Here is an 11,200-nt window from a genome sequence, read left to right as displayed (position 1 = left end):
CCAGCACGTCCAGTCTTGTGTCGATGCTGGCGCTGCTGCTGGGCAAGGCCGCCATCGATACGCTCTGTGCGCTGCTGGTGGCGATCCTGTTGGGCTCGTTGCTGCCGACGGGACGCACGTCCTCCGGCTGGTATGCGCAGCTTGAAACGCAGTGGTCAGCGTTTGCCGGTAGCGGCGTATCCGCGCTGCCGCTGCTGGTGGTGGCCCTGGTGCTGGGCAAGGGGGTGCTGGCGCCGCTGCTGTCTGCCGCGCGCAGCCGGCTGATCGACGCCTGGACGCTGATGATCTCGTTGAGCATTTTCCGCAACGAGCTGAGCCGCCCCGTTGCCCAGCTCTCAAACACAACGGCGCAGGGCAGCAATGTGGCCGTCAACTATATGGCGCCAAGAATCGTCATAGGCACCCTCTTGCCCAGCCTGGAGCTGCTCACCGAAGCGTTGGTGGTCGCTCTGTTGCTCTGCGTGTTGCTGGCCCTGGAGCCTCTGGCGACGGCGATACTGCTCGGTGCATTGCTGCTGGCCGCCGGCGTCGGCGGCGCCCTGTCGGTGTTGCTCAACGACATCAGGGAAACGCGCAGAGGCGAAAGCCAGGTGCTGATGCAGCGCTGGGTCGCCGACAGCATGGCCTGTCTGCGCGAAATACGCCTGTACGGCCGTGTACAGGCCGTGCTGGAGCGCTATTACCCGGCGGCCAAACGCTTCGCCCACGCCATGGCCCGGGAACGCACGCTGATGGAGGTCCAGTCCCCCGTCATGGAGCTGTTTTTCCTGATGATGCTGGTGCTGTGCGTGCTGGTAGCCAGCAAGGGAAGCGGGCAGACGGACCTGCATGCAATGGCCTTGTTTTCAGCCGTGGGCTTGCGTTTGCTGCCAGGCTTTCGGCGGGTGCTGTTCAGCCTGCAGACGCTGCGCTTATCACGCCCGTATTTTGAGGAGTTGACCTCGCCCGACTCGCCCTCCAAAACACCCGCGGCGACCGCCCTGCAGCAGATGGCAGCGGCTCGCGCCCCACTCCAGCCAGTGCTGCTGTGCGAGGCACTGGAGTACCGCTACCCCCAGGCCAGCCAGGCGGTTATCCACAACCTGAACTTGAGCATCGCCCCAGGGGAGTGGTTGGGCCTGGTCGGCGAATCGGGCGTGGGCAAATCGACCTTGGTGGATGTACTGATTGGTGAACTGCAGCCCTGCCACGGCTCGCTGCAATGGCTCGATCTGCCGGCCGAGCGCCGGACCACAGGTTATGCCGCCTCTGGTACCACGCTGATTCCAGGCACGCTGCGCGACAACCTGGCGTTTCTGGGCGGCAGTACAGAGCCGGCACTCAGCGAGGCGCTGGCCATTGCCGGCTTGGACGCCCTGCTGAACCGCCTCCCACAAGGCCTGGACACCCCAGTGGAAGCGTTCGAGCAGCAGCTATCGAGCGGCGAGCGGCAACGCATCGGGCTTGCTCGCGCGGTTGTCCATGCTCAGGTACTGCTGATTCTGGACGAGGCCACGGCAGCCCTTGACCAACTGAGCGAGAGCCGCTTTCTGCAAGCGCTGCGCGCCGCCAGGCCCGAGCTTGCCGTGGTGCTGATCACCCACCGCCTCACCGCCTTGCGCCATACCGACCGTAACGTGCGGATGGCCAACGGTGCGCTCACGGCGTTCAATTGTGCACCCGAGCCTGATCCGACTATCGACTTTGCAGAGCGCTCCCCGTCATGCATCTAGCGTTTGTATTGGGCACGCGCCCAGAAATCATCAAGCTTTCCTCGCTGATGGGTGCCTGCATTGAGCACGGAATCCGCTATACGTTGATCCACACCAACCAGCACTACGACGCGACCATGGACAGGCTGTTCTTCGAAGAGCTCGAGCTGCCACTCGCGCATTTCAATCTAGGGGTGGGGTCTGATGTCGCGGGCTCGCAAGTGGCGCGCATGGTCATGGGGATCGAACCGGTACTGCAGGCCGTGAAGCCGGACTATGTGATTGTCCAGGGCGACACCAACAGTTCGTTGGCCGGAGGGCTCGCAGCGCGCAAGGTCGGTATCCCGATTGTCCATGTCGAGGCTGGTTTACGCAGTTTCGACCCGTCCATGCCGGAAGAAACCAATCGGATCCAGCTGGACCAAATGTCCGACTTCTGGTTTTGCCCCTCGCCACTGCAAGTCGAGCTACTGGCCAATGAGGGCATCCAGGGCGCCAATGTGCACATCACCGGCAACACCGGCAACGATGCCACCCTGCGCTATGCGCCAATCTCCCGGGCACGCTCGGGAATCCTGGAAAGCCTGGGGGTGCAAGCCGAAGGCTACCTGCTGCTGACCTGTCACCGGCCTTCCAACACCGATGATCTGGCGCATTTCGCCAAACTGATCAACGCCGTGCAGCGCTTGGCTGAAGCTCGCGACAGGCCAGTGATTTTCCCCGTCCACCCACGACTGGGCCTGGAGCACCGGAAAATCATCGACAGCTCATCGCCCATGAAGACCACTGGCCCACTTGGCTATATCGACATGCTGGCCTTGCTCCAAGGCGCCGATCTGGTACTGACCGACAGTGGCGGCCTGCAGGAAGAGGCCTGCGTGCTGCAGCGCCGCTGCCTGGTGCTGCGAGCCAATACCGAACGTCCGGAAAGCCTGGACAGCGGTGGCTCCAGGCTGGCGCCCGTGGTGACGGAAAACAGTTTGGTCGATGCCGCAGATGAGCTGCGCCATTCACCCGTCAACTGGAGCAATCCATTTGGCGACGGTCAGGCCGGGCAACGAATCTTGCAGATATTGCGCGATGACTTCGGCACAAGCCGGGCATAGCGCCAGTGGGGACGCCCGCAGCGCCCCCTCCAGGTCGGGGCTGCGATAAGCGCTACGGCGCCACGCTCGATGAGGCAAGGTGGGCTGGCCGCTTGCGGTAGATGCCGTCGTCCCCCGGTACACCGGGCAGCAAGCGGTCGTCCCGTCCGTAGATCGGCGAACCCAGCGCCGCCTCGCCGCGCAGGCACTCGAACAGACCCGCCGCGCCCGTGTCGCCGAAACGGAAATTGGCGTGGCGGATCACCAGCAAGCCACCCGGCTTGAGCACCCGGGCCAGGTCGCCCAGCGCGCGATCAAAGTCGGCGAAGCGAATCCAGGCAGAACAATCGGTGGGGCTCCCCCCCAGCGCGCCATGGCGGAACACGGCCATCGCCATCACCAGGTCATAGCTGGCGCTCGGCTCCAGCGCCACATCACCCGCACAGGCGAAGCTCAGGCGCGGCTCTCGTCCCTCACGCTGCCATCGCGCCCGGCACCGGCCAATACGGCCAGCGTCGATATCCACGCCACGGATATGGGCCTGTCGAAAATAGCGAGCCAGGCTGAACACTTCCTCGCCGGTAGAGCAGCCGAAAGACAAGAGGCGCGTTTGCGCAGTGTCTGCCAGTGCCTGGCGAATCGACTGGAACAACTCGGGGTAGCGATCTTCTCGCGTCGTGCCGTATGGCTGAAACAAGCCTTGTGGACGCCGTCGTATCAGGAGTGCGGATCTCCGTCGCTCGCCGCCGCGCAAAACCTGCACCATGAAACGCAGCCATTCGTGAAACAACTCAAGACTCCTCATTTCGCTTTACCGTAATCTCCACGACAAGGAAACTGTCCACCAACAAACGATGCGGAGCGGGTTACCTTGGCCACCACAAGCACGGACTTTCTGAACCTCAAATTAGGTAAGTCCACTATTGGGCAAAATCTCCTGATCGCGCGCGAAAGAGGCGATGTAGTCCTGCATGAAGATGGCACCTGGGAACTGTCGCGTACTGTCCAATTGAATGAAACCTGGGTAGTTGGTCCCATCCGCACACCCTTCCCCTGCGGGAAACTCCTCGGCTTCCTGTTCCGTCAGGCCTACGGTAAAGCGGCCGTCCCGGTGGGCTGCCGCCACTGCTTCAAGGTACAGATACGCCCAGCCACCTTGGAACAGCTGATTGCGACCCAGAAGATCGCGCATGACCTACCCTATGCCTACAAGGCCGGTGCCAGCCTGAATGCACGCTACCAGGCCGGTCCCTACCGAGTCCTGTTCCATCTGGATGGACTGCAGAATGCCCGCGAAGCTTACCAGCAGGTACTTGAAAAAGTACTCGATACACCTGAGCTTGGCGCCAACGTCTCGGTCAGCATAAAGCGTGGCTGCTCCGAATATGAGATCCACTGCGGCCCTTCAAACGAATTCACCTTCAGCGATGATCTCGCCGCCGCCGAGCTGGAGTTGCTCAAGCGACTGCGTCAGCCTGCTGCGCCAAAGCCGAAGCAGCAAACGCTGACGATGATGAATTGGATACAGATTGCCTATCAGTTGGGTGACGAAAGCTACAAGAAATTCACCCTGGGCAAACCTCTGTACCCCGAACCTGTCTGCTACTCTGCACAACCGTAGCCAATCCCCAATTGCCAAAATATGAGCAGTTGATATAGCTTGAGCACCGCACTTACAGGAGCAAGAAAATGGCCGAACAAGACACCAACGAATCCAACGAGATCGAGTCCCAACGTAAAGCCTGGGAGAAGCCGGAACTCATTGAAGTCTCCATATCGGATGTGACTTCATCTATCTTCGCCACAAGCGGCAATGACGGTACGGTTGGCTTTTCGAACGTCTCTTGACCGGTATGCTCCGTCACTGTAAATCCCTGGCTCATCAATGAGCGCATTTGCCGGTCTGCTTTCCGCTCAGGCCATACCTGCGGAACTACCTGAGCATTTTGCATCCGCACTGGATGCGCCAGGGCTCGAGCAACCACGTCACTGGTCCCACCCGGGCCTTCACTTCACCCACCGTCTACGTATAACAGCCCCGGAAGATCGTCAGGATCATCAGCCCGCACTTCGGCATGATGTCCCTCTGGTGTTGGTATTTGACGGTTACCTGATCAATCGCGTCGAGCTGATAGAGGCTCTGGCACTGCCCAGGGAAGCACGGGATTGGGCCGACAGCAGCATTGCCTTTGAAGCGATGGCGCGCTGGGGAGAATTCGGTCCCGAGCGCATGCTCGGGGATTTTGCGCTAGTGGCGTGGAATCTTGCTGATCATAGTCTGCTGCTCGCACGTGACGCAGTGGGTCAGCGCCCTCTGTATTACCACGAGGGAGACGGACTCTTTGCGTTCGCCACCAACCCTGCTGCCCTGCTGGCAGTTCCCGGCATTGATCGCGAGCTGGACGAAGACTACTTCGTCGCACAGCTGTCGGACTTGCCCGTGGCCGAAAACGGCACACATTACAAGCATCTGCGCCTCCTGCCTGCCGGCTCGGTGGCCATTTTGCGCTCGGGCAGACTCAAGCAGCGTTTCTACTGGACGCCTGAACAACGAACCGAACTGCGCCTGCCCAGGGAAGAGGAATACGTCGAGGCAGCACGGGAATTGTTCGAGCGCGCGGTCAAAGACTGCCTGAGGATCGAGGGCCCTGCATTTTCCTCCCTCACCGGAGGACTGGACTCCTCCGCCGTGTCGGTGACGGCCGTGAAACACCTGCCAGGCAACGCCTTGACCACCATCACCTGCCTGCCCGATGCCGGTCAACAGCCGCCGGATTCAGATCACCACTTCATGAGCGAACGACGCTATGTAGCGAGCATCTGCGAACAGACACCCGGACTGCAGCCACTGTTTTTCAACGCTCCAGTGCAACATCGATGGGATACCGACTGGCTAGGGATGTTCCAGCTGACAGGCGCCCCTTGGCGAAATGTGATGAACCTGGCCTGGATGGGCTCCGCCCGGGATCACATCAGGCAGCAAGGAGGACGTGTACTGCTGGTCGGAGCGCTCGGCAATGTGACCTTGTCCTGGGATGGACAAGGCACCCTTACCGGCTTGATGAGGGAGGGTCGCTGGCTGAAGGCCTTTCAGGAATCATTCGCCCTGGCCCGTACGAGCGGACACAACGCTACCGTTGCGCGCCAGATATGGCGCTCCACCCTGGCCCCGTTTGCGCCAGACATCGTTCAGCGGTGGAAAGCAAAACTGCATGCCGGGTCGAGCGCTTTCGAGTGGGGGCATCAATCTCCCATTGAGCCGGCGATAAAGGCACGTATTCGAACCGAAGAGGGCGCCAGGCGCCGCAAGCAAATGGCCTCCATGGCGAGTTGGCAACTACGCCAGGAATGGTTCAGGGAGCGCCAGTCGGCACTGCAGGCATCGGGACTTGTGCGTGCCCTGCATGGCTTCGAGGTTCGCGACCCGATGGCTGACCGGCGCTTGCTGGAGTTCTGCTTTTCACTGCCCGACAGCCTCTACCTGCAAGGTGGCATAACTCGTCTCCTCGCCCGCCGAGTCACTGCCGACCGCCTGCCTGGCGAGGTGGTCAACAACCGCAAACGCGGCATGCAATGCCCTGAATACCTCCATCGGATGAGTATGATGCGCCCATTTCTAGGCGAGAGACTCGAAGAGCTGGAGGCTTCCCCCCTGGCCCAACGCTTGCTCGACCTCAAACGCATGAGGAGCCTGCTCTCGAACTGGCCAGACCGATCAGCGAGCCCGGAGCACCTGACCCTTCTGCACCGAGGCCTGCACTTTGGTGCCTTCCTGCGCTGGGTCGAAACAGGCTGCCAACTCCAGGGTCAACCTGCTTCGGCTAGCCCCCCAAGCCCTCGCTAGCAATAAGCAAGACGCGCTCTAAGCGGCTCGGAGGCCTCTTCAATACGGCGTAGCTGTGCCTCGTTCAATCGCTCACGCCACCCTCCGGCACGCCCCTCTCGGAAGAAGCGCGCGGCGCGTTGCGGCCGCTCATTGAAGCCATGGCTGGCCTCCGCAGCCTGCAGCCGGTCGAAGCGAGTGGCATCCAGGGCTTGCTCCAGGCGTTCGTCATCCAATGGCCAGCCACAATATTTGATGACACCGGCAAAGCTTTCCCAGGGCTTGGCCAACATGTCTTCATAACGAAGAAGCAAAGGGCTCCAGGGCGCGGGCAGATCGATCCAGCTCAGCACGTGCTGGCTCCAACTCCCCAGTCGTTGCGGTAGCTGATCCTTGAGTCCGAGCTTTTGGTCACACAGGATGGCGCGCTCGTCGAGGAGGATGTCGATCGCCCTATCCACACTCAAACCGAGATGCCCGGCCAGCGACAACGCCACATCCCGCGGGTCGCGCACGATATAGATCGCACCCAGGGTGCTGCTGGCTGGGAACAGCGGCTCCTCCCCTGGAGTCAATTGCCAGGCGTCATGCACCTTATTGAACAACGGCTCGCGCGCCTCTGCGGCTTGCAGCTCATACATGCGCGGACGCAAGGTCATCAGTTCATCCGGCAGCAAATCAGACGAGGCCACACCCAGAAGCTCGTCGAAGCGGCGACGACTGCTGGCAATCGGAGCAAAGTTCTGTTTCTGCGATAAGTCTGGCGTCGATCCGCCCAGGCGATAACTGTTGAGGACCAGGCGCAGCCAAGTGTTACCAGACTTGGGGTAGGACGCCAGCCAGTAAAAGCCACTCATGCCTGATGGCTCGTCCCGGCGTGAAACGCCACGATGCGCTGAACAAGTTCATCCAGATGTTCGAAGCCAGAAAGCTGCCGAACCAGAACATGCCGCGCAACGCCAGCCGCCAATCGCGTTACCTGCGAAAAGTGGGCGCCCTTACCAACGGCAACCGTCATGAGGATCCGCTCCTGATACAGGGCCTTGGAGAACCGAACCGAGGCCGGTAAACCGCCCACCTCTTCCAGCCCCGCATGCCTGGCATCCTCGACTCGCTCAAGGTGGTACAGCGCAGCCAGCTTCAAAGGAGCGCCTACGGCGAAGTGCTCGGCACCCAAGCCGACGGAGAATTTGTCCATGCCCTGGCGTACGCGCTCTGCGTCCACCATGCCATGGCCAAACTGGCTCATTGCATCCTGCCAGAGCTTGACCCTGGGGAAGGTTGGCAACGCGACGGCACCTCGCTCCGGGTCGAGGCTCAAGACGGTGACATCGTCCGCCAGAATCGAGTAACCCTGTCGCATGAAGGCCGATGCCAGGGTCGATTTACCGGTTCCAGAAGGTGCCGTGAAGGCAACCGCGACATCCCCCTGGGGAGAAGGCAATTTCACGCAACAGGCATGCAAAGGTAGGACGGCACGGCGCTGGCAAACAATTGCAAACACGGTGCCGAACAGGAATGTCCTTACCGCCGGGATGTCCGCCGGGAGGTTGGGTTGTACCCGAATCGTGCGGCCATCGGGCGCTATACGGTAGGTCGCAACGGACTCGATCGCGAAACGACAGGTTCCATCAGCGCCCATTTGCAGAACGGGGCCGTCGTACTGAAGGTCCGGCAGTTGTGCCTCGACCGCGCCGAGTTCGATATGCAAGTCGATCGGAGCCTGTAGATCCCCTGTCCAGGGCAATAGCTCCGGCAACGGCAAATCACTGCGCACACGCCAGCCGCACAGATAAAAATCGTCATGCATGGTCTGACACCTGATCTTGCTGCCGCAGAGCGCGAACATTGCCAATATTCTCCGCCCCGCAAACGATCCCACCGTCTTGCCCAGGCAATACCAGCCAGGCATGCGCGCCTATGGATTCACCTTCTCGACGTACCCCCAGGCACAATACGGAACGTCTCCCGCGCAGGCGCAACATGCAGGCAGCCACCAACGCCTGGCGCAAACAAAGAGGTTTCCAGGGAAGGCGCCTGGCCGCGACGGTCACCGCGTCTCCCACCGCACGAGCCATCGGCGACAAGACAGGATTCAAATCAGAAGATGCCGGCTCAATGCGAGCCCCACTCAACCGCAGCAAAAAGCGCCACGAAAACAGACGATCCAGGACAGGCGTGAGCGAAAAAAACAGGGCGGCTTCGACAACGCGAAGACGGTGAGCGTTGATCAAGCCTGAACCTCAATGAGTTCACGACTCGCCAGCTTGCCAAGCAGCTCCATGACATCCTGACGAATCACCTGGATATCTCCGTCGTACTCGGCAACCAGTGCCTCACACAAGGCCTCCACCTGCACAGGCGAGGCGAGGCGCTCCCAAATATCGCTGGCCACGGAGTTGAGACCGAAGTAATGCCACTGGGACACGCTCATCAGCACCAGTTCTCCACCGATTTCGGCGGCGAGCACGCTAGCATTCCTGAAAACAGTCGCCTGTGCCGTGATATCGCTCATTCCTAGCTCCGTCGCCCCAGTCAAACGCCGCTCATAATGCCGAGCCTTCCATGGATCTACAAGCCCGCAGACTGGCCGATTCAGGGTGTGTCAACACTGGCCACTGCAGGCCTGGCCCGCACTCGACATTCCAGCCACCTCAACAGCAAGTACATCCGACTGGCCGACTGCCGCAGAACCTACTTTTCCCACAAAATCGGCCGATTGCAGCCTACTAGGCTCGCTCCTCAGCCTGACGCTCTCCTGCGCAATGCCAGAAGCCCTGAATCAGACCAAACCAACAAAGAGTTGCTTCAGAAACTGGCTCTTCGGCCTACCGGCACACCACAGGCATCCCAGTTAACAAGGAGTCATAGTTTGCCATCCGGGAAACCCTGCTCCACGTCTTTCTTCTGCTAAAAAGCGCCAAAGAGGATTCCGATGAAATCACCAAGCGCGGCAGCGGCATTGAGTGCAGTTTGATCTGGTCCCAGGTGCACTCGGTAGAGATGGCCCGAGCGCTGGTGGATACCTTGCTCGAAAGCAGCCGCCACACGCCACCGGTGAAGTAACACGCCTCGCGGCAGCGCCGATGAACTTTGACATTGGATGAAAGCGAAAAACCCCGTCGCCTCGCCTGCTGCAAGCTTTTGCTCCAGCTTTAACCGCGTCCTTCGCAAAGGCCGGCCTAGCACTGGGAAAAGCTACCCAGCAAAAAGGGACTTTTTGTGAACAGTAACTTAACTTTTGAAAAGCCGGCCATGACGTCGGCGGAACACGTCATGGCTGACGAGGCGCTGCACTTTGCTCGCAGGCATAAGAAAAAAATCGCAAAACGCCTTGTTCATAAGGACCAGTACCCAACTGAAGAGTCACAGGTTTCGGCTTTTATGGCCGGCTCGCCTGGTGCGGAAAACCCTTTTGCCGACTTCATTCGCAACGCAAAGTCCGAGCAGAAGAAGCGCGCCTGTACCGAAGTTCTGAGCGAAGCGACCAAGCAGCGGAACCTCATCATGGCGCAACAGAAGCGAAACGATGCTGATTCGGCACAGCAACGGAATATCCGGCTTATCTGCCGCAACCTCATAGACGCGAGCTTGCTCGCGAATCTACCCATAGCCCACATTCAACCAGCGAACCCGCGTGACTGTTCATTATCGACACGCTTCGTGCGGCCCACTTCAAACAAACCGCCCCGCCCTAAGCGCCTTCAAGAAGGTATAGGACGCATGGTTCAACGTCTCTCGCGGGGCGCTGATCACGCTCACCGAGCGCACGATGCGCTGGTCTTCCAGGCGCAGGAAATTCAGCTGGTCCCCCGCCGCCGAACGGCTCAGCAGCTCCGGTAGCAGGGTCACGCCCATGCCTTGGGCCACCAGGGCCAGCAAGGAGGTGGTGTTTCTGACGCTGAGGGTCGAGTGGTCGCGGATGTGCCGGAACTCGGCGGCGTTGATCTCGGCGCCCAGGCCGCTGTTGATAAAGGTCTGCCCGTCCAGGTCGCTCCAGCGCAGCGGGCGGGTCAGACGGTTGAGGGGGTTGTCGCTGTTGCAGACCACGCAGAAGGCGTCGGAAAACAGAAAGTCCTGGTCGATGTTGGGAATGCTCGCCGGCACGGTGGCGATGCCAATATCCACGTCACCGCTGAGCACTGCCTGCACCACGCGGGCGGAATCCATGTCGCGGATATCCAGGTGGAACTGCGGATGCTGTTCATGGAACTGCTTGAGCAGCGGCGGCAGCAGGGTGATGGCGAAGGACGGCACCGCCGCTACGCGCACCAGGCCGGTGTCGGCCTTGGCGTAGGTCTTGATAGTGCTGACGGTGCGGTCGAAATGTGCCAGTTCGCGCTGGGCTTCCTGCAGCACGAAACGCCCCAGGGGGCTGAGCTGGTTCTTGCGTTCACCTTCGAACAGCGCGCCGCCCAATTCTTCTTCCAGTTGCTTGAGCGAGAGCGACACCGCCGCCGGTGTGCGGTGCAGGCGCTGGGCGGCCTGGGTCAGGCTCTGGCTGGTGGCCACCGCGACGAAAAACTGCAAATTGGAGATCTTGATGCTCATGGCGGCGCGTCCTGCTGGCAAAGACAAGCTTAAATTTTACTTAAATAACC

General features: G+C 60.6%; 11 protein-coding genes and 1 pseudogene. 6 read left to right on the top strand and 6 right to left on the bottom strand.

Annotated features, from left to right (window positions below):
• The first annotated feature begins 23 nt into the window (after positions 1-23).
• Together DNK59_RS03600 and wecB are read left to right on the top strand one after the other, a co-directional pair.
• Entirely contained in the window at positions 24-1,712 is a 1,689-nt protein-coding gene (locus DNK59_RS03600; protein WP_110722305.1) for an ATP-binding cassette domain-containing protein, read from the top strand.
• Entirely contained in the window at positions 1,703-2,797 is a 1,095-nt protein-coding gene (gene wecB / locus DNK59_RS03595; protein ID WP_110722304.1) for a non-hydrolyzing UDP-N-acetylglucosamine 2-epimerase, read from the top strand. Before DNK59_RS03600 ends, wecB begins: the two co-directional genes overlap by 10 nt.
• A gap of 52 nt (positions 2,798-2,849) precedes the next feature.
• Here the strand turns inward: wecB and DNK59_RS03590 are convergent, their stop codons facing one another.
• Positions 2,850-3,566, bottom strand: coding sequence for a class I SAM-dependent methyltransferase (locus DNK59_RS03590; RefSeq protein ID WP_158288739.1), 717 nt, complete (start codon positions 3,564-3,566; stop codon positions 2,850-2,852).
• Positions 3,567-3,647: 81 nt separating this feature from the next.
• Between DNK59_RS03590 and DNK59_RS03580 the strand changes: the two genes are divergently transcribed.
• The 3 genes from DNK59_RS03580 to DNK59_RS03575 all read left to right on the top strand — a co-directional run bounded on the left by DNK59_RS03580 (position 3,648) and on the right by DNK59_RS03575 (position 6,620).
• Entirely contained in the window at positions 3,648-4,397 is a 750-nt protein-coding gene (locus tag DNK59_RS03580; RefSeq protein ID WP_146249876.1) for a hypothetical protein, read from the top strand.
• A 68-nt stretch (positions 4,398-4,465) separates the two neighbouring features.
• A complete protein-coding gene (locus DNK59_RS31775) occupies positions 4,466-4,624 on the top strand; it encodes a hypothetical protein (RefSeq protein ID WP_158288738.1) in 159 nt (52 codons plus the stop codon).
• Between the two features lie 37 nt (positions 4,625-4,661).
• Positions 4,662-6,620, top strand: coding sequence for an asparagine synthetase B (locus DNK59_RS03575; RefSeq protein WP_110722300.1), 1,959 nt, complete (start codon positions 4,662-4,664; stop codon positions 6,618-6,620).
• On the opposite strand, the gene DNK59_RS03570 is transcribed toward DNK59_RS03575, so the two are convergent.
• Genes DNK59_RS03570 through DNK59_RS03555 form a run of 4 tightly spaced genes read right to left on the bottom strand, consistent with a single transcriptional unit; the run spans position 6,617 to position 9,114 of the window.
• Positions 6,617-7,456: a sulfotransferase domain-containing protein gene (locus DNK59_RS03570; protein WP_110722299.1), complete on the bottom strand. Its 840-nt coding sequence runs from the start codon at positions 7,454-7,456 to the stop codon at positions 6,617-6,619. The two genes, DNK59_RS03575 and DNK59_RS03570, sit on opposite strands and share 4 nt — an antisense overlap.
• Complete coding sequence (locus DNK59_RS03565) at positions 7,453-8,409, bottom strand: hypothetical protein (protein ID WP_110722298.1); 957 nt, start codon at positions 8,407-8,409, stop codon at positions 7,453-7,455. The genes DNK59_RS03570 and DNK59_RS03565 overlap by 4 nt, the downstream gene beginning before the upstream one ends.
• Complete coding sequence (locus DNK59_RS03560; protein ID WP_110722297.1) at positions 8,402-8,833, bottom strand: lasso peptide biosynthesis B2 protein; 432 nt, start codon at positions 8,831-8,833, stop codon at positions 8,402-8,404. Before DNK59_RS03560 ends, DNK59_RS03565 begins: the two co-directional genes overlap by 8 nt.
• Positions 8,830-9,114 carry a PqqD family protein gene (locus tag DNK59_RS03555; protein ID WP_110722296.1) on the bottom strand — a complete coding sequence of 95 codons (285 nt, stop codon included), beginning with the start codon at positions 9,112-9,114 and terminating at the stop codon, positions 8,830-8,832. The genes DNK59_RS03560 and DNK59_RS03555 overlap by 4 nt, the downstream gene beginning before the upstream one ends.
• A 204-nt stretch (positions 9,115-9,318) precedes the next feature.
• Here DNK59_RS03555 and DNK59_RS03550 point away from each other — a divergent pair.
• Positions 9,319-9,665: pseudogene (locus DNK59_RS03550) on the top strand (hypothetical protein).
• A 609-nt stretch (positions 9,666-10,274) separates the two neighbouring features.
• Here DNK59_RS03550 and DNK59_RS03545 read toward each other — a convergent pair.
• A complete protein-coding gene (locus DNK59_RS03545) occupies positions 10,275-11,150 on the bottom strand; it encodes a LysR family transcriptional regulator (RefSeq protein ID WP_110722295.1) in 876 nt (291 codons plus the stop codon).
• Positions 11,151-11,200 lie beyond the last annotated feature (50 nt).

The sequence above is a fragment of the Pseudomonas sp. TKO26 genome, assembly GCF_003225665.1.
Taxonomy (GTDB): domain Bacteria; phylum Pseudomonadota; class Gammaproteobacteria; order Pseudomonadales; family Pseudomonadaceae; genus Aquipseudomonas; species Aquipseudomonas saponiphila.
Note: the sequence above shows the minus strand (reverse complement) of the source record. Positions and strands in the feature narration are given on the sequence as shown.